Consider the following 24,864-nt stretch of genomic DNA (forward strand, 5'->3'; position numbering starts at 1 on the left):
GAGGTTTCAATCCAAACATTTTGGATCGAATCTTAAAATATTTCATGTAATTATACCATTCGTAGTATGAAAAATATATTATCACTCATCATCATGATGGCCTTCTCCTTTAGTTTGTATGCACAGACTACAGTGATTCAGGGGATTGTAAAGGATAACAAGGGTGAGCCACTTCCTGGGGTTACGGTTCATATAAAAGGAACTAGCATTGGAACCATTACGTCTTTTAATGGAGATTATACTTTAAAAGTAAAAGAACCAAAAGAGAAAACACTTATCTTTTCATTCATCGGTTTTGAAAAGCAAGAGAAAAAAATAGGTGATGCTACTCGAGTAGATATTGTCCTTAATACCATGACAACGGACTTAGATGAGGTTGTTGCGATTGGTTATGGTACCCAAAAGAAGAAGTCTTTAACAGGTTCTATTAGTTCTGTGGGATCCAAAGACCTTGCGAATCTACCTACAACAAACGTTGCGGCAGCACTTTCAGGTAAAGTTTCTGGAGTACAAATTACAATGAGTGAAGGTTCTCCTGATGCGAAAGTGAGTATTAAAGTTCGTGGAGGTGGATCAATAACACAAAGTAATGAACCACTGTATATTGTGGATGGTTTTCCTTCTGAAGATGGAATTAACTTTATTGACCCTTCTGACATTGAAACTATCGATGTTCTTAAAGATGCATCTTCCGCAGCTATTTATGGATCTCGTGGAGCAAATGGGGTGATCTTAGTGACGACAAAGTCAGGTACAAAAGGAAAGACTCGTATCAGTTACGATGGTTTTTATGGAGTAAAGCAGATCTCTAAAAAAATGGATTTAATGAATCCTTATGAGTTTGTCTTACTTCAGTATGAGAACCAATATGACGAAAAACTTGAAAATTTCACGAATGTTTATGGTGAGTATGATGAGCTAAAAGGATTGTATCAAGGTCGTGATGGTGTTGATTGGCAAGAGGAGATGTTTGGTGGTAATGCAATTACACAAAAGCATAAGGTAAGTATTAATGGAGGTAACTCGCAAACGCGTTATAACGTTTCTTATAGCTATGATGACAACCAAGGAATCATGGTGAACAGTGGGTTTAAAAGAAATTCATTTCGTTTGAAATTAGATCAAAAGATTAATGACTTTTTGGATGCTACTGTTACTACAAGCTATGTTAACCAAAAGACTTATGGAATGGGAACATCTGATCAAACGTCATATTTTAATAAAATGACACACATTGCTCGTTATCGTCCAACTATAGGTAAAGATGGTAAGGATAGTGATTTGATTTCACAAGATGAAGATCCTATTTTCGAAGACGAAAATGGAAATGTAATGCAAAATCCAGTTACATCTGCTTATGCTGAGACTCGTGAGAAAACGCGCGAAAACTTATCTATTAATGGTAATTTGAGAGCTAAGATTACAAAAGATTTAACAGCTACTGTAACTGGAGGTATGAATCGTAGTACAAGAATAAATGATTCATTTGATGGAGAACGTTCAGTAACTGCTAAGAGAAGAAGCTCTGCATTTGGTTCTACACAGTACGAGGTGCCTAATAGCTGGTCTGCTGCTGGTACATTAAACTATATCAAAACGATTGGTGAATTTCACAAATTTAACCTTTTGGTTGGTAGTGAAGTTGTACAAACATACTCTCGTTATTTGAAGGCTGAGGCTGCTAACTTCCCTAATGATGATATGGGCTTAGCAAATATGGGCTTAGGCGAAGCACAGCCTTTACGTTCAGGTATCTCTGAAACAGCATTACAGTCATATTTTTCTCGATTAAACTATAATATAGATGAAAAGTATCTGTTTTCATTTACATTCCGTGCTGATGGATCGTCTAAGTTTGGGTCAGAAAATATATGGGGATATTTCCCTTCTGGATCTGCCGCTTGGAGGTTGAGTGAAGAGGCCTTTATGCAAAATGTTCCACATTTGTCTAACTTGAAGGTGAGATTGAGTTACGGTACATCCGGTAACGATAGAATTGGTATTGATCTATCAAAGTCTAAAATGGTGAATGATAGTTACGGTTTTGGTAATAATAGAGAAGTAGTTATCGTACCTGCAAACATCCCAAATCCTAATTTGAAATGGGAGACCACACACTCAATGAATGGTGGAATTGATGTCGGATTTTTTGATCAAAGAGTAAGTTTAACCATTGATTACTATAAGGGAACAACAAAAGACCTTTTGTTAAATCGTCGTGTTCCTTTGACAACAGGATATAGTACACAAATGGTAAATGTCGGAGAGACAGAGAACCAGGGACTTGACTTTACGATTAATACGGTGAATGTTGAGACTAAGAACTTTACATGGACTACCAATTTCAATATCTCAACCAATAAAAATAAGGTGAAGAAATTGGCAAATGGACAAACATATTTTGAAGCGAGTGCTGCATGGAGTTCTAAGATGAACGAGAATGACTATATGATTCGTGTCGGAGATCCATTAGGACAGATGTATGGTTATGTTTATGACGGGTTCTACAGAGTAGATGACTTTACGAAAGATTCAACTCCAGGGAACTATGTTTTGGCAGATGGTATTGCTAGTGAACGTAATGTAGCTGCAGCACCAGGAGTGGTGAAGTATAAAGATCTAAATAATGATGGAGTAATAGATACAGATGATCGTGAAGTAATAGGAAATGCGAATCCAGATTTTTATGGAGGAATGACCAATACTTTTAGCTATAAGAATTTTGATCTAAGTATCTTCGTTAACTTCTCGCTTGGTAACGATGTTTACAATGCCAATCGAATTTATTATAACCAAGGTTACCAAAGAAATAATAATGCTCTTGCAGAGTTAAATGGTCGTTGGACTGATTTTGATGGTGGTGGACAAAAGATTACAAATACAGCGGCACTTAAAGAGATGAATAAAGATGCAACGATGCCTGCATGGGATGGTAATATGGTTCCTCACTTCAGTACTTTTGCTGTTGAAGATGCTTCGTTTTTACGAATTAATAATATCACGTTTGGTTACACCTTTCCTAAAAAGATGATGAAACGAGTTGGTTTAAATCGTCTACGTATTTATGGATCTGTAAATAACCTGTATACTTTTACTAACTACTCAGGTTTCGACCCAGAAGTAAGTACACGTAATAGCACAGGACTTACTCCAGGAGTAGATTGGGGTGCTTACCCAAGAAGTAGAACGTTTATTATGGGTGTAAATCTTTCATTGTAATAGTAAGGTGTAAATCTTAAAAAGATATTGAATTATGAAGGCAAAGAATATATTAGTTGCACTTTCGCTATTTGGGGTAGGAATGTTATCCTCTTGTGAGAGTATGTTAGATATTGAACCTCAATCATATTATATTAAGGATAAGTTCTTTAAAGATGCTGATCAAGCAGAAATGTCTGTTAAAGGAATTTATGATGTGTTGAGTACCAAGTATACTTACTCACATTTACTCTCTTTAAATTATCCTATGGATAACGATATCTCCTTTATGAAAGGAGCTACTTTTAACAACGATAACAGATTGATTGCTCATTATACAGTAACTCCAACGACTTCATTGGTCGAAAGAACATGGGGATATTTGTATAAAGGAGTAGAGAATGCAAACGTTGCTATTGAAGGAATCCATTCAATGGACCTTTATAAAAATGGAACGGACGCTTCAAAAAAGAGGTTGTTTCAACTGGAAGCAGAAGCAAAGTTTATGCGAGCATTCCTATATTTTGATTTGGTGCGTCTTTGGGGCGATGTCCCTCTAAAAACTACGGCTACTGTAACATCGGATGATTACAGTATTGAACGTTCGGATAGAGACTTGGTATACGCACAGATTATCAAAGATCTAAGAGAGGCTAAGAGTCTTTTAGGTGAAGATACCGGATATCAAAATGATAGAGTAAGCCAAGGAGCGATCAGTGGTTATATTGTTCGTGCACTTCTTTACCGTGCTGGGTATTATTTGGCTGCCGATGGTAACATGAAACGTAGTCCAGATTATTTAACGTATTATAAGGAAGCTGCAGTCGAAGCAAAAGAGTTAATGGATAGAGGGACTCATGATCTTTTAGATGATTATGAGCAATTATTTAAGAATCTCGCAATATTCAAACAGGATGCCAAAGAGAATCTTTTTGAAATAGCATTTTTCAATGCTTCGCATGGAACACAAGATGCTGGGATTATTGGAACATGGAATAGTCCGCTTGTTAAAGCAGGTAAGTATGGTAGAGCTAATGCGTATGTTCAAGTTGTTCCTACTTTCAAAGACGAATTTGAAGGGTTAGACCAAAGGCGTGATGTATCTGTTGCAGACTTCACAATTGATGCAGATGGTTCTCATAAATCAATTGGCGAAGGGAAGCCTTTTTATCCTGGAAAGTGGAGAAGAGATTGGATTGCGGAACCTGCTCAAAATCCGAATAATACCAACGTAAACTGGTGTACATTAAGATATGCAGATGTACTACTTATGTTTGCAGAAGCTGTAAATGAGGTGAGAGATGATCTTCCAGCCGGTATTACATTGCAAGATGGGTTCGATGCGATAAATAAAGTTCGTAAGAGAGCTGGGGTTATTGATGTAGAGAATACGCTTGACCATAATGATTTCTTATTAGCGATTCAGAAAGAGCGTAAATTAGAGTTGTGTTTTGAAGGGTGGAGAAAGTATGATTTGATTCGATGGAACTTATTGGATACAAAAATTAAAGAAACACAAGCTAAAATGAACGCAGAGTACCCTAGTGCAAACTCTACTGGTAATCAGATAGGTTATTTAGCAGGAAACCATTTTGAAGCTAACAAACACGAATTATTGCCAATTCCTCAAAGAGAAATTGCAGAGAATAATAAGTTGAAGGAGCATCAAAATCCAAAATACTAAGAATAAATTAGGTGGAGCAAAAGTAAATTTTGTTTTTAATAGATTCGGGGCAACCAATTATGGTTGCCCTTTTTTGCTTTTATTTGTTACGTTGTAAAGAATTAGCTCATAAGTATAGTCGTATTATAGTATGTGTTTTGATGTTCAATTTACTGTTTATTAGTCTGCTATGTGTTTTAATTTCTGTGGTTGCTATAAGTTTGAAAAATAAAAAGAGAAAAATCCTACTTTGATTGTTACACTTTAATGTGAATATCGTCATGATAATGTATGGGACCAAAATCGAATATAATAACGGATACTTTGCGATTGCGCTTGATACAGTTTGCTCGAACATTTATGACCGACTATGCTTATGCAGAGGATGTGGTACAAGATGTTCAGCTTAAGCTCTTATCTAGCAATAGTGCATTGGATAACGTGGACAACATAGAAGCTTTTCTGTTCCGTATGGTTCGAAACAGGTGTTTGGATCTAATCAAAGTTAAACGCAATAAGTTTACTTTATTAGAGAACAATATGGACTGTGAAGACAGAGATCTAATGCATCTGATTGAAAGCAAAGAGATGTCACAAGTCGCTGTAACATTGATGGAGGAGCTACCCGAGAAACAAAGGATGGTAATTTATTTAAATGATGTAGAACAGATGAATTCAGATGAGATATCTGACATCCTAAATATGGATCCTAAAACAATAAGGGTAAACTTGTCTAGAGCGAGAAAACAAATAAGGGAACGATTAAAAATTATATGTGCATATGGTACCGCCTAAGATATATGAGTTGCTAGATAAATATTACGAGGGCACCAATAGTCCTTCTGAACTCAATGAGTTAGTCTGTTTCTTTAAACAAACAGATGAGATTCCTTCAGACCTACTACCTGATAAGGTGATGATTCTAGGTGTTGATGGTTTACATGATCGTTTGATACCCAAAGAGACCATGGATACCAATAAGAAAGTGATTACACCGAGATGGTATAGATGGGTTGCTGCGGCTTCAATTGTGGCTGTAATATCTATTGTTGGAGTCAATGAATTGTTCGAGACAATACCAAAGAAGCAGCCTATTTATGGTTATTATAATGGAAAACCTATCACAAATAGATTAGTAGCAGCGGAGCAATTTAATAGTACTTTAAATAAGATATCCCCTTCATTCTTGAAGATGCATAAAGAGGTGGAAAAGATAGAGGAAATGAAGAAATGTAATGATGTAATAAATAAAGTAAAGCCATGATAAAGAAGATCATTTTAATAATGACTGTATTGATGTCGTTGAGCTCATATGGTCAAGGCAATGTGAGGAGCTATTTATCTAGTCTGTCAGGCAAAAAAGGTTATACTACAATAGAGTTTACTCCTTTTATGTTTGATATGATTCGTAATGCAGAATTGGAGACTGAAGGGGCTGATGATCTTTTTGATAATATCGATTCAATGTTGTTAATCACGACAGATGAAAACTCTATTCTCGGGACCATAAAGCCTTTGTTGTTAAAAGATAAATACCAATTGATGATGCAGATGTATGATCAGGATGAGTCTCATATCATCTTCTATGGTCTAATGAAAAACAAAAGGGTTACTGATTTTATAATGATCATTGATGATAAAAAGGATTTTTTAGTATTAGAGTTACAGTGTGATATGACCCTGGATCAATTAAAAACTGTTACTAGACAGATTTCAGTCAAAGGAATAAATAATTTTAAATAAAGATACGATGAAAAATAAATCGATAGTTAGTCTTTTTCTTTTAATGATGTTGGTGCTGCCAATGTCAGCATTTGCAAAATCAGGAATCTCTATATTTCATGATAAATGTAGTGGAATAGAAGGGATACAAAGATTCTCATTTTCGGGTAGTTGGTTTGACTGCTCCAAATTTGTATCGGATATTGATTTTTCTAGTATGGCGGAACAAACAAAAAATGTTTCGGTGATGATCTCATCCGATGATAAGGATAAAGTATTAAACGTGTGGAATGGATTGAGAAAAGATCTTAAATATAAAAAGATGATGACCATCCATAGTGATGATAAAACAACAATATCTTGTTGGGCTCGAATGAAGAGTCGTAAAGATATCCAAGAAATTGTATTAATTGTTTCTGACGATGACTCCTTGGTAACCGTAGGTTTAGAAGGAAACTATACAATGGAACAGATAAAAGCGATGTCGAAGAATATGAAGATGACAGTTGAATAAAAGAAGTTGTCTCTGGTTATTATTAGATCGATATAAATAATAAATGTATCTCATAAGAGTCAATGCTTTTGGGGTGTACTATTAAAGAGGCTTGATCAATATGATGATCAAGTCTTTTTAAACAGTATACCATGTATGTTTGCTATCAGTGTAATTTCGTAGGGAGAGGGTCGCTTCAAGTTATTAGGATAGGGTAGGTGAGAATTATGAATGATAGTGTGGCATGATTTGATACCAATTCAATAGTACATCCTTTCTTTGGAATTACTTCGGTTGTTATTGAATCGAAAGTCTTAGGTAACTAACTCATGATTAAAACCTCAATATTGATGAAACAAAGACTTAATGTGAGGGAGAAATGATGACTACTCATTTGACTTGTGATTTAGTAAATTGTGGTATACAAAAATCATACTTGTACTAATTTTAGTATGTCTTACATTCACCCATGCGATTAACAATATCTTAATGCAACCTAACACTCTTTCTTATGGTTAATTATCTGTCGATAATTACCATTTAAACCTTTATTCTTACCATTTTCGGGTATCTAATTCAGATACTTTTGTAGTGGAAAGAATCAATAAAGAAAGAGTATAATGAATAATAGCAAAATAAAACAGATTGAGTTTATTGCAATGATGGCATCTTTAATGGCACTGTCTTCATTATCAATGGATGCACTACTCCCAGCAGTAAATGTAATAGGGGAATCTATTGGTGCGACAAGTCAAACACAAGGACAACAATTGGTCACAATGATGTTTTTAGGACTCGGTGTGGGACAACTTTTTACTGGGGCTCTCTCTGATGCAATGGGACGGAAACCTGTGATATATATGGGCTTTGCATTGTTTTCATTAGCTAGTATTGCTTCTATCTTTTCTCCAAATTATGAAGTGATGATTATTAGCCGATTTATACAAGGATTTGGAGTCTCTGCTCCTAAAGCAGTGAGTATAGCTATTGTCCGAGATAGTTATAGTGGAGATCGGATGGCCAAGATTATGTCCTTCATCTCCGTTGTTTTCATTATTATCCCCACTGTTGCACCATCATATGGGATGTTTTTCTTGAAGTGGTTCGGATGGCAATCGATATTTACAAGTCAGATCGTTTTTGCTGTTATTGTATGCCTATGGATTGCTGCAAGACAATATGAGACGTTACCTTTAGATGAAAGAACTCCTTTTAAATTTACAGCGTTAGTTCGAAGCATTCGTTATTTCTTTGGACAGAAAGAGTCTGTTCTATATACTGTTGCTTTAGGTATGTTGACCGGAGCTTTTCTTGTGTTCTTATCTACGGCTCAAAATATCTTAGGAGTTCAATATGGTCTTGAAGAGATGTTTCCAAAATTGTTTGCACTGGTTGCAATGGCGATGGGGGTCTCCACTCTAATGAATGGTTTTGTTGTCGAGAAGATCGGTGCAGGCAAACTTATTAGTATCTCTTCTTTGTTCTTTACATTGATATCCTTATTATATATATTCATTTTTTATGGTGAGGGTAACCCTCCGATCAAAGTACTTCTATTTTTTCTAGTACTACAATTCTCGACGATGGGATTTCTTTTTGGAAACCTCAGTTCCCTTGCGATGGAGCCCCTGGGTAAGATTGCTGGAATGGGTGCAGCGATTAATGGGTCATTATCTACAGTGATTGCGGTTCCTATCGCATCATTTATAGGTTATTATGTGGTGGATACAACTTATCCTCTGTTTGTTGGATTTGCAGCTTCTGGAACCATCGCGATAATTCTGGTATGGGGGAAGCGCTATTGGGTGGGTGGTTCATAATTGAAGAGTTAAAGAGGTACTGTAAGATGTTATCAAAGATAAGATCTTACAGTACTTTAAATTATCTACTTAATAGAGAATCCAAAAGTTAGGTATATTTGTTCAGTATGTGGGTTAAGAATAATCGCACCCATTATAGGCATATCAAAGTGATCTGAGATCTTTACCTTTTTGGTATGGACAATTCCAATATTTGTGACCACTAGTTCTCCCAACTTATCAAATTTTGCTCCTGAAGTGCCGACAAAAAAGTCTGTGTTTTTCCATGTATATTTTGCTTCTCCATAAAATGTACGATTTCCGTTGGTTTCATAATATGCCGAAAGAGTGAAGTTTTTGATGCTTTGTATTAATCCGATTTCAAATGTGTGCGATGATTTTGAGAAATAACTCCCTTCTGTTCCCGGTTCTGTTGGGAAGTAGTAATCGGTGAGTATCAATGTTGTGTTTGTTGTAATGTTAATGCTAGTCCATAGATCTGCTTCTGTGGCAGATACTTGGTTGGTGAGAGCATAACTACCCCATGCCCCCAATTGAAACCATCCATATTTAAATGTTATGGCTGGTTGAACGACAGGGCTGTTTCCATAATCATTTCCTCTCCAAATATAACGATTCATAAAGGTGCCTGACACACTTAGACCATTGTCTTGAGCTCTAGCTGTATATCCTATTAAAATAAGACATAGTACAAAACTGCTTGTTAATTTTTTCATAGTAGATACTTTAGGTTAATATATGAATGAATAAAAAATACTTTCTCTTGATAGGTTAACTCAAAAGTATACTTATAATTTAATTGACTATGTGGCGTATAGGGGGTGTTGTTGTGAATTAATGTTTATTTAATGATTTGTGTTGTAATTTAAGGGGGTGATTGGTTTTATTGTATGTTTTATTTTGTTTGGTGTTTTGTTTATAGGGGGGTTGTTTGTAAAAATATATTTATTGTTTATTTCGAGTGTGCAAGTAATTGTTACTATCTCTGCTATTTATTTTGACCAGTAAATAAAGCTCTGTATTTTTGTTCTTCTTATGCTTTACCGTTAATTTCGGAGTATAAGTACGATGCTGAATATAAATAACAAAACGTTCCATCTCCATGAACAAGAAGAAGAGACCACTCAAGAATGATATAATAGAGATTAAAGGTGCACGAGTTCATAACCTAAAGAACCTGTCTGTGAATATCCCAAGGAATCAATTTGTCGTGGTGACAGGAGTTTCTGGTTCGGGAAAATCATCTCTTGCATTCGATACATTATATGCTGAAGGGCAACGTCGTTATGTCGAGAGTCTATCTTCTTATGCTCGTCAATTCCTTGGTCGTATTGATAAGCCAGAGGTGGATTATATCTATGGTATACCACCAGCGATAGCTATAGAGCAGAAAGTAAATATTCAGAATAATAGATCTACTGTAGGTACTTCAACAGAAGTGTATGATTTCTTACGTATTCTTTTTGCACGTTTAGGCAAAACCTTCTCGCCTATCTCAGGCAAAGAGGTCAAATGTTCAAGTGTTGAGGATGTGGTCAATTTCATTGTCTCTTATCCTGAAGGAACAAAGATGATGTTGATGGCGGCAAAAAGAGTTAGGGAAGGTCGAACACTTCTAGAAGAGTTGGATAGCCTACGACAACAAGGATTCTCAAGAATCAAGATTAATGATGAGTTAATCTCACTCTCTTCTTTGGATGAACGAGGTGATATAGATGCTGATTCTTTTGATATTGTTGTCGATCGTTTGGCGGTATCTCATGATGAAGAAAGTCGATATCGTTATGCGGATTCTGTGCAGACAACATTCTTTGAAGGCGACGGAGATTGCGAAATTATTGTAATGAAGTCAAGAACAGATGAAGCACTCTTTTCATTCTCTAATCGGTTTGAGAAAGATGGAATAAAGTTTGATGTTCCTTCGCCTGAGATGTTTACTTTTAATAGTCCTACAGGTGCTTGTGAAGTATGTGAGGGGTATGGCAAAGTGCTTGGCATTGATCCTGACCTTGTAATTCCAAACAAATCTCTCTCCATCTTTGAAGATGCGGTTGCTTGTTGGAGAGGAGAGAAGATGTCTGAGTGGAAAAATCAACTTCTTCTAAATGCCCATAAGTTTGATTTTCCTGTACATCGTCCATACATTGATCTAACCGAAGATGAAAAAAGATTATTATGGAGTGGCAATGATCATTTCGAAGGTATAGATGCTTTCTTTCGTATGGTGGAAGAGCAGGTTTATAAGGTGCAATATAGGGTTATGTTATCTCGTTATAGAGGCAAAACAACTTGTCCTTCATGTTTAGGATTCCGTCTAAAGAAAGAGAGTCGTTATGTAAAAGTTGGAGGCCGTTCTATCCAAGAGTTTTTGGATAAACCTGTATATGAACTAATCCCGATGTTTAAAGATATCGTCTTCGATGAGTATGAAGTGAAGGTGGCTAAAAGAGTTATTCATGAGATATCCAAAAGACTTGAACTAATTGATAAAGTTGGTTTAGGCTACTTGACATTAAATAGACTTTCCTCTACGCTCTCTGGCGGTGAAAGCCAGCGACTTAATTTGGTGACATCACTCGGGAGTAGTTTGGTTGGATCACTATACATACTCGATGAGCCATCAATTGGCCTTCACTCTAAAGACACAGAGAAACTAATTGCTGTGTTGACTGAGTTGCGTGATCTAGGAAATACGGTACTCGTGGTGGAGCATGATGAAGATATTATGCGTGCAGCAGATCAGATTATCGACATCGGTCCTCGTGCAGGAATGCATGGTGGAGAGGTGGTATTTCAAGGAAATATGGAGCAGCTTCTGGAAAGTGCTGAAACCTTAACATCGAAATATCTGTCAGGAACCATGAAGTTGGATGTCCCTTCTTCTCGTCGTTCAGTAAGAAATTTTATTACCGTACATGGTGCCAATGAAAACAACCTGAACCATGTGACTGCTAAGTTTCCATTGAATATGTTAACTGTAGTTACAGGCGTGAGTGGATCAGGCAAGAGTACATTGGTGAAAAATACCCTTTGGCCATTCTTAGCCAAATACCTTGGGGGATATGGTAACCCAACCGGAGCTCATGATGTGGTTGATGGTGACCTGTCTGCTGTTCAGGCCGTTGAATTTGTTGACCAAAATCCTATTGGTAAATCTAGTCGCTCTAATGCCGTAACTTATCTTAAGATATACGATGATATACGTGCCCTATATGCCTCGCAAAAGCAAGCAAAAGTAATGGGTATGAAAGCAAACTACTTCTCGTTTAATAGTGAAGGAGGGCGTTGTGAGCAGTGTAATGGAGAGGGGGTTACAACTGTCGAGATGCAATTCATGGCAGATGTAAGGCTTAAGTGTGATCTTTGTGATGGTAAGAGATTTAAGCCAGAAGTATTAGAGGTGAAATATCGAAAGAAAAACATATATGACATTCTTTCTTTAACGGTCAATCAAGCAGTAGACTTCTTCTCAGAAGTGGATAGTCGTTATGAGAAAGCAATTGTGAAGAAACTTAAAACACTTCAGGATGTCGGATTAGGCTACGTTAAACTAGGTCAATCTAGTAGTACACTTTCAGGAGGAGAGAGCCAGCGTGTGAAACTTGCTTCATTTCTTTGTAAAGAGAAAGCTGTACCAACGGTATTTATCTTTGATGAACCAACCACAGGACTTCATTTTGATGACATCGCACTATTGATGAAATCTCTTCAGTCGCTGATTGAAAGAGGCCATACGGTTATCATTATCGAGCATAACCTCGATGTGATAAAAACAGCCGACTGGATTATAGATCTAGGTCCTGGTGGTGGAAAAAGAGGTGGTGATATTGTTTTTGAAGGAACACCAGAGGAGTTGGTGGAATGTAAAGAGAGCGTCACTGCTCCATATTTAAAAGAGAAGCTATAATAATCATTGATCTCTTCGAGGACGTAATATATGCATTCAGATACTAAAGTGACCATTAATAAAGAGCTGGAATATGCTAAGGACTTTGTCTCAAAGTCCTCATGGCATATATTTCTTACAGGCAAAGCGGGGACAGGTAAGACTACCTTTCTACGGTCTGTTCCAAAGATCACTAAGAAGAAGACAATTATTGTTGCGCCTACTGGTATTGCTGCTATCAATGCTGGTGGTCAAACGATCCACTCTCTGTTTCAGATTCCTTTTGGTCCTCTATTGACCAAGAAGGCTGGTGCTTTAAAAAGTAGCTTAACAGATCAAAAGATTAGAAAGAATAAGATCAAGCTCTTTCAATCAATGGAACTATTGGTAATTGATGAGATAAGTATGGTACGTGCTGATCTACTGGATGCCATAGATGAGATTCTACGTAAATATAGAAAAAGTGTCAAGCCATTTGGTGGTGTACAACTACTTCTTATTGGTGATATACAGCAGCTGCCTCCTGTGATTACTAATGAGGATTGGAGTATCCTTAAGAACTTCTATCCTTCTCTTTTCTTTTTTAATAGTCATGCTTTTCGAACCTGTCGTTATATTCGTATAGAGCTTAAGAAGATCTATCGTCAAGACGATCCTGTATTTATACAGATATTGAATGAGGTGAGGGATGGCTTCTTGACAGGGAACTCTAAGGTGTTATTGAATCAACGCTATATTCCTGGATTTAATCCCGATAAAGAACAAGGCTATATTCGATTGTCCACCCATAACGCATCTGTTAAAGCCATTAATGATAAAAAACTAGACGAGCTGAAAGGTAAACTCTTTGTCTATAAAGCCGATATTGAAGGAGAATATCCAAAACAGAACTATCCTACGGAGTCGTCGTTAGAGCTTAAGATCGGATCACAGGTTATGTTTATTCGTAACGATAGTACTCCCGAAAAACGATTCTATAATGGAAAGATCGGAGAGGTAACCTTTCTGAATAGCAAAAAAGTACATGTCAAATGTGAAGATCTTGAGGAGACTATTATTGTTCCTAAAGAACAATGGGAGGAAGTGAAGTATGTGTTAAATAAAGAGACGGGAGCCTTAGAGACTAAGATCGTTGGTGTCTTTACCCAGTTTCCACTCAAACTAGCATGGGCTATCACCATTCATAAGAGTCAAGGCTTGACCTTCTCTCGTGCCATTATTGACACCAACCGTGCTTTCGATCATGGACAGACCTATGTCGCCTTAAGTCGATGTCGATCATTGGAGGGACTCGTGCTTACTCAACCTTTTAATGAGCATGCTGTGATTTGTGATGAAACAGTAAGACTATTTCATAAAATATCTTCTGACGTAGAACCTGATGATGATCTTCTTGATACAGCCCATAAGGAGTATCAAGTTTCTCTATTAAGAGATATATTTGGTACTGAAATACTAAAACAGTTGGTCTCGTCTGTATCGCATCAACTTCAATCACACTCTCGATGGGAGGGATCACTTTATGATACTATGGAGAGCATCTTTATGGATGTTTTACAGCCATTAGAGGAGGTAACCAATCGTTTTATCAATCAGTTAAGTGTGATGATCTTTGAGAATAGAAAAGAAGATCTCGCAAAGAGGTTACAAGAGGGGGCTCGTTACTACCAAACAAATCTTATTGAGAAGTTTGTAACAAAACTAACCAATGCTATATTCGAGTCTGACAATACTGAGTTACGGGTAGAGTGGGGCGAACTGAATGAAACATTTTATCGTGTCATTGAAGCGAAGAACAAATGCTTTCAAGCATTGGGAAATGCGACGCCCGTAGCCGAGCTAAAAGAGTTGATTGCAAAAACAGAAGGCCGCTTGATTGTTAAACCTGTACGTTTTCAGCTTCAAGGCGTCGTATCTTCAAACCCCAAACTGTTCAGTGTGCTTAAACTATGGCGTGAAGAGACGGCACAACTTCAAGACTGTTCCGAAGGTGCAGTACTTCATTTTAATATGATGAAACTCCTTGCCGACCATGCTCCTGTAACCATGAGTCAACTAAAAACTCTTCCAGGTCTTGGTAAAGCAACACTCGATAAGTATGGTAGTGATCTTCTAAAAATGATTCGCGAATGGACAGAGAGCCAAAAGAAAGAAGACCACACTCTGAAACAGATCAATGAAGATTTTGGATTAAAACTAACCAAAGAGACCTTCGAGCGATTCAAGAAGCTTTAGCCGTTTATTTGATGTCTGTGATACGATCAAATTCATTTGGATTAATATCACCTTTCTCCATAAAGAATTGATTAAACTCCACAAAAGAGCCATTAAAGTAGTCTCTGACAATGCGTAGACCAATGAATTGCATATACTCCTCTCTAGTTACTATTGGAAAGTATTGATGGGATCGTCCAAAAGCCCTGTAGCTCACAAAACCCTTACGTTCTAAGATCCTTACAATCGTAGAGACGGTGTTGTAAGCTGGTTGAGGCATTTCGTACATCTCTACCAACTGTTTTACAAAGGCCTTTTCCATATCCCATAGAAAAAGCATGACCTGCTCTTCTGCTCTTGTTAACTCTTTCATGATAATGAGTGTTTAAATAAAAAAAAGAGAGAAACCCATCAGTGGATTTCTCTCTTTATTATTCACCGAATGATCTCAATGATTATGCATTGCTTGGCTTGTAACCTACCATTGCATACCATAGGATATAAAGTTCACATAAGATTACAATAACCCATGTCATATCCCATCCACCTAAGATGTCAGCGAAGATACCTTGCATCCAAGGAAGTACAGCACCACCGGCTACACCGATCATTAATGCACCTGATCCTTTAGATGTATATTTACCTAATTTGTTTACTGCTAATGCAAAGATTGCTCCCCACATGATTGAGTGTACTAGGCCTACTCCTACCAATAACCATGGGTTCTTCAACACCATACTTAGGACAATAAGTGTAGTGGCAACCAGAGAAGCAACTTTAAGTTGTAGTTGTCCAGAAACTTTAGCTAGGAATGATCCACATAGACGTCCTACTAGCATTCCGAACCAGTAAAGAGAAGCCATCAATGCACCTTCTTTCATTACTTTTCCTAAGAATGCAACATCGCCTGTGAAACCACTGCTCTCTGCGAAAAGTGTAATGTTTGCTCCGATACAAACCTCAGCACCTACATATACGAAAATACCAATTACACCATACTTAAGGTGTTTGAATGACCATACGCTCTTTCCATCATCTACTGTCTCTTCATCTGCTCCTTCTGAACTAATGTTTGGAAGGTGTAGTTTACTTACAGTCAATGCAACTAATGCAACGGTTGCCATCAAGACAGCAAATGGTACATACAATTGATCTACCGATGGGTTTGCAGTTCCAGCAAATACAATACCAGACACAAAGAAAGGTGCCAATGTTGTACCGATAGAGTTTGATGCACCACCAATGTTTATACGAGTTACAGAAGATGTTCCTTCTACATCACAGTTTACCAAATATGGGTTAATCACTACCTGTAGTACAGCCAATGCACATCCTAAAAAGAATGATCCAATAAAGAAAATGATAAATGCATATGGAAGTGTTTCACCTTCGCCAATCGACATGGTTCCTAAAATGTCATTAGAGAATGCAGAAACTTCGAAAATACCTAATGCCATTACTAGCATGATCAAACCGCGAATAAGTGTCGATTTGTAACCATTTTTGTCTACCCATCTAGATGAGATATTACCCATTGCTGGATATCCCATGAAGAATGCGAAAGTAATGAATGTTGTTAGTGTATTTTTTAATGCGCCAACATTTGAAAGAAATGCACCTTTAAGAGGGGCTTGGAATTGTTGGTTTACCACAGTTAGGAAACCTACGATAAAGAACAATGAAACCATTATTAGGAATGGCCCCATGTAATTCGGTTTTTGGGTTTTTGAACTCGATGTCATGATTCTGTTTTATATTTACTTTTTGCGTTATATTTTCAGATTGGAGCTTTTGAATACCAATTCAGTTAGCCTATCCCAAAAATATTATAATAATTTAGTTTGTTTTCAATGATGCAATGATAAATGTCCTTAATGTTAACTGTATGTCTCCTTGTGGCTGGTAGCCAGTGTTTTATATGTGTATGTTTTATAATAGGTTATTTTTATTTGTTTTAATCCTTTATTTGTTTAAAGTCCTATTTTGACTTTGAAGATATTAACTGTAAATTTACTCTTATTAAATCCTATTTGAATACTATGGTTGAAGAGCAGCTAGAAGGCGTTGTGGAACGAATTACTTATCGAAACGAAGAGAACGGTTGGACTGTTTTAAAAGTGAAACCTTCAGGATCACACCGAACCATATCGGTGGTGATGTATGGAGAGGATCTATTCGTGGGAAAGACCCTAGAGTTCTTCGGAAAATGGATTCAGCATAAATCTTATGGAAGACAGTTCGAGGTGAAAAGAGCTGTAGAGAAGGAGCCTGAATCATTAGATGCGCTTCAAAAATATTTGGGATCAGGTCTTATCTCTGGAGTGGGGCCTGCTATGGCTCGTAAGATTGTTCGTCACTTTGGCGATCATACTCTCGATGTTTTTGAAAACGACATCGAAAAGCTGCTTGATGTGCCTGGTATCTCAAAAAGTAAATTATCTAAAATAAAGAAGACATGGGAAAACCATAGTGCTACTCGTACTATGGTACAATATCTTCAAACAAATGACATCCCCATTAGTTATGCCACCAAATTAATGGATCGATATGGTGCGTCTGCGCCTAAGGTAATCGAAGAGAATCCATATCGACTTATTGAAGAGTTGCATGGCATCGGTTTTGTTCGAGCGGATGCGATTGCCCTGGCTACAGGGATCGAACCACAAAGTCCACAACGAATAAAAGCTATGGTGCGCTATGTCCTTTCCCGCTCCAAAGAGGAGGGGAACTGTTATCTATTACATCATCATATCGAAGAGAAATTAAAGCGTTTAGACGACCGTGTCTCAACGGACCTGCTGAGTGAAGTGTTGCTCTCTCTAGAGAAAGATGCTAGCATTAAATCACGTCTTATAGACCAAGAGAAGGCCTATTATGACAATGCTTTATATGAGGCTGAAGATATCGTTGGAGATAAGATTCGATCATTAATCCTTGAAGACTATGCGCCATCTTTGTCTAAAAATAAAATTCAATTTGAAAAGTTAGAGAAGAGCGAGCCTTTTCCGCTCTCTGAAGAACAACGGGATGCTATTGCTAGCATACTGAAATGTCCGATCTCTATCCTTACCGGTGGTCCCGGTTGTGGTAAAACGACCACCTTAAAGCTATTGGTTAAGCTACTACAAGAGCGAAAACTCAAAGTGATGCTTGCTGCCCCAACAGGTCGGGCCGCTCAACGTATGGGAGATGTTATTGGTGTTGAGGCCAAAACCATTCACCGTTTGCTCTCTTTTAATGCGATCACCAACTCTTTCAAATTTAATGAGAACGAGCCACTAGATGTGGATTTCCTGATTATCGATGAGACCTCTATGTTGGATATCCAGCTTTCGTTTCATCTTTTGAGTGCCATTGGTGATCAGACACAAGTGTTGTTCATTGGGGATGTTGACCAGTTGCCATCGGTAGGTGCTGGAAATGTGCTTCACGATATGATTGAAAGCAATAAGGTTCCTGTATTTCGACTCTCCTCTGTGTTTAGACAAGCGGCTTCGAGTGCTATCATTCGTTATGCACACCAGTTGAATGAAGGGGTGTTGCCTGAGATACGTACTCCGTTTAAAGAGCCCGTCTTATGGAAGCAGAAAGAGGACTGTATGTTTATCGATAGTGAAGTGGCTACACAAGAACAGTCAGATTTTATCCGAAGGGTGAAAAAGTATTTTGCGTCACAAGTCGTAGATGACCAACAGAGTTCCAATCCAATGGATTATGATGGATACACTTGGGATGGTTTTGAAGTGCCAGAGAAATTCAAACGAACCAACTTAACGCAAGTGGCATTGAGTGAATCAGAGAACCAAGGGTTACGTCATATACTCAATAGAATATCACCCTATTCATCTATCCATTATGGGTTAAATGCATTAGAGATGATTCTTCGTCTCTACTGTACCACTATCGAACAGTATTATGGCAAAGGTCTCGAAATACAGTTGCTTACACCAATGACCAAAGGTATTCTAGGGACTGAAAATCTAAACAACTGCATTCAATACCAAGTCAACCCATCTAAAGGGGAGAGAGACAAAGAGGTAAAAGTGGGTAAATACACATTGCGTGAAGGAGATCGTGTGATCCAAAAACGAAATAACTATAACCTTGAAGTCTTTAATGGTGATATTGGTCATATCAGCACCATTGAGCCTCGTAAGAAAAAGATAGGTGTGGTCTACAAGGACAAGAGTGGAGAGAGAGAAGTCGTCTATAGTGCCGATGATTTCGTGGATCTCGACCTAGCTTATGCCATAACTATCCATAAATCTCAAGGGAGTGAATTCGATGCGGTGATCATTCCATTGGCTTACCAGCACTTTACTATGCTGACCCGTAACCTTGTTTATACTGGAATGACTAGAGGAAAGAAGTTAGTTGTGTTTGTTGGAAATAGAGGAGCTTTGCGTCGTGCTGCTAGCAACACCAAACAGATCGAACGATTAACTTATCTCTCGGAACTGATACAATCCTAGTGTCATCAGATCGTTGATGAGATAAAATAGGCCTTGTTTAGTCGATTCCATCAACCTTCTGCTCTATATTTTCTGTATGATATCATTCCAACTCAATATACCATAGGGAGATGATTACATTAAACAGGACGGGTATGTTAAACTCAGTCTGAGATATTTGTATTTAAGAATAAAAATATCTCAAAATTTATACAGAGATAATTTTACACCGTCCCCAATATAGCAACACCCCCTCTTTGCACCTATTATGCTATAGATAAACAGCTGTTTTCCCCTGCCTTATAACGGTTTAAACTCGGTCTTATAACGGTTCGAATACGGTGATCATTCAAAAATGCTTCAAAGTTCATTCGAAGCTCCCTCATTAAAAAGGCGGAATCTTCGAATGAACTTCGAACGAACTATGAACGAACTTCGAAGGATCACCGTATTCGAACCGTTGTTGCTTCGTGTTAAGTCCCTTTTGTGTTACTGTATAGTGTTTGTTTCGTCAGTGTATAGTAATGGCTTGGTCGCTGTATGGTATTGGTTTGGTTGTTGGTGAGTCTATTTTGACTTTGTGGCTTTGAGTTGTGGGGGTGGAAGTAGGGTTAATTTGTTGTGCTCCGCTTTGTTGATAGTGGTTGTGAGGCTTTGTCTGGAAACTGTTTTGCAAGTATAGAACTCTTGGATGTTATTAAAGGAGTGCTTTAAATTTCGTCTGTAGCTTTTTGAGGTATAATCATTCTTATCCTATTCTAGGGTTTGTTTTACGATTAGAGGATGGTTGTTGAGAAATATGGTTAGGAGGCTCAAAAAAATAAGGCAACCCAATAAAAATGTGTTGCCTTATTCAGAATCGATCGATCTAGTGTTGTGTTGTTGCGAATAGATAAATAACTGAAAGAAGTTATTATGTTAGAACGACTGATTTTTTCTTTGTTCTGTATGTAGTTTTCGAGCCAATACTTGCTCTCTTTCTAATGCACGCTTTCTATGTGTTTCAAACTCTTCTTGAATATCATTTAACTTCTCTTGGGTCTTATTCGTTACGACATGAGCACGTTTGAATAATAGGAAGCTAACTACTGTTAAGATGATTAATACAACAATGATACTCCAAAGGATCGTTTGGTAAGTAGACTTCTCTACCAGCATTCCAAAAAGACCTAAACTGTCTTTTTGATTTGTCACCTCTTCAAGGTTCTGTTTTGTTTGTGTTAGTTCGTTATTTAGTGTTTCAACTTTAGCTTTCAACTTGATGGTTTCAGTATTTGCCTCTTTCCATAAAGAAGTTTTAGCACTCAACGAATCTTTAATGTTTTTATGTAGATCTTGGTACCAAGTAATTTTAACTACCTTATACTCTTGATATTTGGTTGATCTATTATAGATCAAATCAAATTGCTGATCAATCGTTTTGTCCATCAATGTGAACTTAGGACGAGGTTTACGTACCGCTTTCTTCGTCTGAGTTGTTGATGTTTGAGCTGTTGTCGTTTTGGCTGTATTTGCAGTTGTAGCAGTTGTGTTCTCTTGTGCAAATAGAGTTGTACAAGCAAAAATGGCTACTAGCAACAGGCCTGATCTAAATAATCGCATTCCAATATCTTTTATTAGTTGTCTAATGTTGTGATGTTAACTTCTCGTGGTAAAGGAAGAGGGTAAGGCACAAATATAATAAAAAACGATTAGTTGTAAAACATATTTAGTAGAACCATAAGAATACCAAGAGTTGCATAAGTTCCTCCCATAAAATAGGAGAGTGCTTTTTCATTTAAATTACTCATCTTCTTGGCACTAATCGTTCCTGCTATTGTAGCTACTACTGCAACAAGAATACCATCACTGAAATTTACATTTCCATAGTATAGATGGCCTGCTACTCCTGCACTGGCAGTTAATGCCATCATTAATATGGACGTTCCGAGTGCGTCGTGAAGAGAATAGCCACAAAATAAGATGAGGATAAGAAGTAGGTTCGTTCCCCCTCCTGCTCCCATAAAACCTGTCATAAATCCACTGGCTCCAGCCAAGATGAAACATAGTGCTATTCTGGTGATTGGGTGTCTTAAATATGAGGGTAGAGATGAAGAGTCCTGCTTGTTAAATTTTTGTTTTGCTCCAGTTCGGAATATCATGATGGCCAACACTATCATAAAACCTCCGAATGATGAGCCTAATCCTCTTTCGGGGACCATGTCAGAGAAGTATGATCCAATAGGAGCAAGAAGTACAGTTCCTAAAAGAACTGAAATACACTCTTTGATCTTAATATGACCTTTCTTAAAGTACGTAAGTGAGATAAAAAGAGGTGCAACAACATCTACTACTAAGCTTGTACCGATAGCTTGGTGAATGGAGAAATTTAATAAGATACTTAGAAGAGGAACGACTACCATCACACTTGAGGCGCCTGTGATACCTGTTACTATTCCAGCAATAGTTCCAATCAGAATGAGTAAAAGTTGAACCATAAATTAATTTCGTCTGTTACGTTTGAAGAGACAAATATAAAACTTTATTGTGGAATCAAAGTGTGTTCGTTAGCCTTATAACGCATTTCATGATTATAAATGGTCTTAAAGATGACATGGATGCTGTTTTATAAATCTATGATGATTTTAACACCATTTATATGAAGTGTTTATCTTTTTGACATTACTTTTGTCTCTCGTGAACAAGAAGTTGCCTCTATATAGGTGCTTTGAAATGTATTAATTGTAATAATAAGCTATGTTTGAGCATATTAAAGGGAAGATGTCACAAGTGCAACAAGTTGCAATACTTGGATATCTTATCAAATGGCTGCTGTTATCTCTTCTCGTAGGGCTATTAGCAGGAGCAGCTTCGGCTTTCTTCTTAAAGTCGCTACATTGGGCTACTGATTTTAGAAATGCTCATATGATGATTGTCTTTGGGTTGCCTATTGGAGGTTTGGCCATTGGCTTGATGTACTACTATTGGGGCGAAGGAGTTGTGAAAGGAAACAATCTGTTATTAGAAGAGTTCCATAGTCCGAAGAAAATAATACAGTTGCGAATGGCACCATTGGTGTTGATCGGGACGGTTATCACTCACCTTTTTGGTGGGTCGGCTGGACGAGAGGGTACCGCTGTACAGATGGGTGGTGCAATAGCCGATCAGTTTACCAAATGGTTGAAGCTAGATAAGCGGGATCGACGTATTCTACTCTCTTGTGGTGTGGCTGCTGGTTTTGCTTCTGTTTTTGGAACACCTTTGGCAGGAGCGATCTTTGCATTGGAGGTTTTTACGATTGGGCGTATGCGCTATGATACTATCGTTCCTTCGGTATTGGCTGCAGTATTTGCTGATTATGGTTGTCGCTTGTTTAATGTGCATCATACGCATTATGAGATTTTTAGTGTGCCAAGTTTCGAAGTACAGAACTTCTTGTGGGTTGTATTGGCTGGTGTTTTTTGTGGTTTGGCCGGAATGTTATTCTCCAAAGGAGTTCATTTTTGGGGAGACCTTTTTAAGAAAATCAATTACCCTCCATTACGTCCTGTTGTTGGGGGTGTTGTTCTTGCACTTGTGATTTGGGGTATGAACTTCGATACAAAATATATTGGTTTGGGAGTTCCAACCATTGTGGACTCTTTTTCACAGCAGATGAATTGGTATGATTTCTTGGTGAAAATACTATTTACAACTTTTACCTTAGGTGCCGGATTTAAGGGTGGTGAGGTTACTCCACTTTTCTTTGTGGGTGCAACTTTAGGTAGTGCATTATCTTTTTGGATACCATTGCCGATCTCTTTATTGGCTGGAGTATGCTTTGTGGCAGTCTTCTCTGGTGCAACAAATACTCCTATTGCATGTACGATGATGGGTATCGAGTTGTTTGGTGCAGAAGCTGCAGTATACATCGCTATTGCTTGTGTAATTGCTTACCTGTTCTCTGGACATTCAAGTATCTATAGTGCGCAGATCGTAGGTAGCCCAAAACATTGGAGTTATGAAGACGAGAAAGGAAAGACTCTTTCTCAGATTGATGCAGAGAAGAAAAATTAGAGTTTTCTCATTATCGAAAAAGGGATATGTTAGGCATATTCCTTTTTTGTGACATGGTGTTGGATGTGAATGTATCAGACGGAGTGTTGTTTTGTACTAACCTTTGTCTCTATATTTTTCGGTTCTGCTTCCGTCTTTTAAGTTCCAATAAATTAGGTGTAACTTATTGCTATATTAGTATTGTGTATTATTTCTTCTGTTTTTTATAGTCATAAATGACACCTTCTACCATCCATTCTGCAAGCAGTTGACGGTTGCCTGGTTGAAGGAGGCGTTTTTGATCTCTGCTGTTTTTGATATTTCCAAGTTCTATAAAGACTGTTGGTGGATCGGTCATTGATAGCATATGAAGATCTCTTGAGACTACTTTACCATTGTACCCTCTGTGTGGTTGATATTGGTCGTATTTCTGTCGGATTATTTCTCGCATATTATAAGCCATGTTTTTACCTGTTCTACTTCGTTTGAAGTAGTAGAAAAATAGGTCAATACGAGTTGTTATAAGATGTGCATCCACATGTAGTACTAAGAGTCTCTGGTATTTATAGTTTTTGTTTTTTTTGTATAGCGTATTTACGGCATTGGCACGTTGACGTAGTCGTTTTCTTTGATTTAGAGGGATCTTTTTGTTGGGATAACACAGTTCATTGCTGTTGTTCTTTAGGAATTTGTCATCCCGAATGCCATCTTTGGGGTCACGAGTGATAATATATACTCTGGCACCGTTACGAATAAGTTCTCTTCCGAGTCTTAACGTGACGTCATAAGCATATTCATCTTCTGTAATCATTTTGTTCTCTATCGTCTCAATGGCTCCTGGGTCTGGTCCACCATGTCCGCTTACAAGGTAAAATACACAACCTTTTAGTTGATTGTTTCGAATATGAACGGTGTCATATTTGCTTCCAAAGATTTTGTATTTCTTGATAGCCAGAGGAGGTCTACTTTTCGCTGTACTTTTTACAAGAGTTGGTTTTGACGACTTTGTTGTTTCGACGAGTGGTAATTTATATTTAACTCCAGCATATACTTGCTCGTTTTTGCCCATCTTTTTCTCATTGAGAGCAATAAACTTCTTTTTATACTTGATCGGATCTAGGTGATTTCGTTCAAGGATCCGGTATATTCCATCTCCTTCTTTCGCAATAATATATTTGTAGTTTGATTGTCCGAAAACGATCGTTCCTACAAATGAAAAGAGTATAAAAAGAAGGAGTTTTGTGTGTCGATTGATGTTGTTCATTACGTTATGAATGGTTTTTAATGCCATACGCTCGTTGAAAATTATGATTTACGTCTCTGTTCTTATAACCGTGAGAAGGAGATATTGTTCAACAAAAGAGTGACAAAAGCATTAGCCCATTTCGTATTTGTGTACATGA

At 37.5% G+C, this 24,864-nt stretch carries 17 protein-coding genes; 11 read left to right on the forward strand and 6 right to left on the reverse strand.

What is annotated here, in order from left to right; genetic code table 11:
• The first annotated feature begins 66 nt into the window (after nucleotides 1-66).
• The 7 genes from K5X82_18165 to K5X82_18195 all read left to right on the forward strand — a co-directional run bounded on the left by K5X82_18165 (nucleotide 67) and on the right by K5X82_18195 (nucleotide 8,896).
• Nucleotides 67-3,219 (forward strand): TonB-dependent receptor, encoded by a 3,153-nt coding sequence (locus tag K5X82_18165; GenBank protein ID QZT37135.1) that lies wholly within the window; start codon nucleotides 67-69, stop codon nucleotides 3,217-3,219.
• A gap of 34 nt (nucleotides 3,220-3,253) precedes the next feature.
• Complete coding sequence (locus K5X82_18170) at nucleotides 3,254-4,882, forward strand: RagB/SusD family nutrient uptake outer membrane protein (protein ID QZT37136.1); 1,629 nt, start codon at nucleotides 3,254-3,256, stop codon at nucleotides 4,880-4,882.
• Nucleotides 4,883-5,152: 270 nt separating this feature from the next.
• Nucleotides 5,153-5,656 (forward strand): sigma-70 family RNA polymerase sigma factor, encoded by a 504-nt coding sequence (locus tag K5X82_18175; GenBank protein QZT37137.1) that lies wholly within the window; start codon nucleotides 5,153-5,155, stop codon nucleotides 5,654-5,656.
• A complete protein-coding gene (locus K5X82_18180; GenBank protein ID QZT37138.1) occupies nucleotides 5,643-6,125 on the forward strand; it encodes a hypothetical protein in 483 nt (160 codons plus the stop codon). Before K5X82_18175 ends, K5X82_18180 begins: the two co-directional genes overlap by 14 nt.
• Nucleotides 6,122-6,604: a DUF4252 domain-containing protein gene (locus K5X82_18185; protein QZT37139.1), complete on the forward strand. Its 483-nt coding sequence runs from the start codon at nucleotides 6,122-6,124 to the stop codon at nucleotides 6,602-6,604. Before K5X82_18180 ends, K5X82_18185 begins: the two co-directional genes overlap by 4 nt.
• 7 nt (nucleotides 6,605-6,611) lie before the next feature.
• Nucleotides 6,612-7,097 carry a DUF4252 domain-containing protein gene (locus K5X82_18190; protein QZT37140.1) on the forward strand — a complete coding sequence of 162 codons (486 nt, stop codon included), beginning with the start codon at nucleotides 6,612-6,614 and terminating at the stop codon, nucleotides 7,095-7,097.
• A gap of 599 nt (nucleotides 7,098-7,696) precedes the next feature.
• Entirely contained in the window at nucleotides 7,697-8,896 is a 1,200-nt protein-coding gene (locus tag K5X82_18195) for a multidrug effflux MFS transporter (protein QZT37141.1), read from the forward strand.
• Nucleotides 8,897-8,961: 65 nt separating this feature from the next.
• Here K5X82_18195 and K5X82_18200 read toward each other — a convergent pair whose 3' ends face one another.
• Nucleotides 8,962-9,612 (reverse strand): hypothetical protein, encoded by a 651-nt coding sequence (locus K5X82_18200; protein ID QZT37142.1) that lies wholly within the window; start codon nucleotides 9,610-9,612, stop codon nucleotides 8,962-8,964.
• Between the two features lie 386 nt (nucleotides 9,613-9,998).
• Between K5X82_18200 and uvrA the strand changes: the two genes are divergently transcribed.
• Nucleotides 9,999-12,803 (forward strand): excinuclease ABC subunit UvrA, encoded by a 2,805-nt coding sequence (uvrA, locus tag K5X82_18205; protein ID QZT37143.1) that lies wholly within the window; start codon nucleotides 9,999-10,001, stop codon nucleotides 12,801-12,803.
• A 30-nt stretch (nucleotides 12,804-12,833) separates the two neighbouring features.
• Nucleotides 12,834-15,017, forward strand: coding sequence for an AAA family ATPase (locus tag K5X82_18210; GenBank protein QZT37144.1), 2,184 nt, complete (start codon nucleotides 12,834-12,836; stop codon nucleotides 15,015-15,017).
• 4 nt (nucleotides 15,018-15,021) lie between these two features.
• On the opposite strand, the gene K5X82_18215 is transcribed toward K5X82_18210, so the two are convergent.
• Nucleotides 15,022-15,369, reverse strand: a complete 348-nt coding sequence (locus K5X82_18215) for a BlaI/MecI/CopY family transcriptional regulator (protein ID QZT37145.1) — start codon at nucleotides 15,367-15,369, stop codon at nucleotides 15,022-15,024.
• Between the two features lie 82 nt (nucleotides 15,370-15,451).
• Nucleotides 15,452-16,702 carry a hypothetical protein gene (locus tag K5X82_18220; GenBank protein QZT37146.1) on the reverse strand — a complete coding sequence of 417 codons (1,251 nt, stop codon included), beginning with the start codon at nucleotides 16,700-16,702 and terminating at the stop codon, nucleotides 15,452-15,454.
• Between the two features lie 324 nt (nucleotides 16,703-17,026).
• Between K5X82_18220 and K5X82_18225 the strand changes: the two genes are divergently transcribed.
• Nucleotides 17,027-19,468 carry an AAA family ATPase gene (locus tag K5X82_18225; GenBank protein ID QZT37147.1) on the forward strand — a complete coding sequence of 814 codons (2,442 nt, stop codon included), beginning with the start codon at nucleotides 17,027-17,029 and terminating at the stop codon, nucleotides 19,466-19,468.
• An 897-nt stretch (nucleotides 19,469-20,365) separates the two neighbouring features.
• On the opposite strand, the gene K5X82_18230 is transcribed toward K5X82_18225, so the two are convergent.
• Nucleotides 20,366-21,049, reverse strand: a complete 684-nt coding sequence (locus K5X82_18230; GenBank protein ID QZT37148.1) for a hypothetical protein — start codon at nucleotides 21,047-21,049, stop codon at nucleotides 20,366-20,368.
• 89 nt (nucleotides 21,050-21,138) lie between these two features.
• Nucleotides 21,139-21,924, reverse strand: coding sequence for a sulfite exporter TauE/SafE family protein (locus K5X82_18235; GenBank protein ID QZT37149.1), 786 nt, complete (start codon nucleotides 21,922-21,924; stop codon nucleotides 21,139-21,141).
• 259 nt (nucleotides 21,925-22,183) lie between these two features.
• On the opposite strand from K5X82_18235, the gene K5X82_18240 reads away from it, so the two are divergent.
• On the forward strand, nucleotides 22,184-23,482 hold the full coding sequence (locus K5X82_18240) for a voltage-gated chloride channel family protein (GenBank protein ID QZT37150.1): 1,299 nt from the start codon (nucleotides 22,184-22,186) through the stop codon (nucleotides 23,480-23,482).
• A 187-nt stretch (nucleotides 23,483-23,669) separates the two neighbouring features.
• Here the strand turns inward: K5X82_18240 and K5X82_18245 are convergent, their stop codons facing one another.
• The gene (locus K5X82_18245; GenBank protein QZT37151.1) at nucleotides 23,670-24,752 is read right to left on the reverse strand and encodes an N-acetylmuramoyl-L-alanine amidase; all 1,083 of its coding nucleotides are present in this window, start codon (nucleotides 24,750-24,752) and stop codon (nucleotides 23,670-23,672) included.
• Nucleotides 24,753-24,864 lie beyond the last annotated feature (112 nt).

Source organism: Prolixibacteraceae bacterium (assembly GCA_019856515.1).
Classification (GTDB): Bacteria; Bacteroidota; Bacteroidia; order Bacteroidales; family Prolixibacteraceae; genus Halosquirtibacter; species Halosquirtibacter xylanolyticus.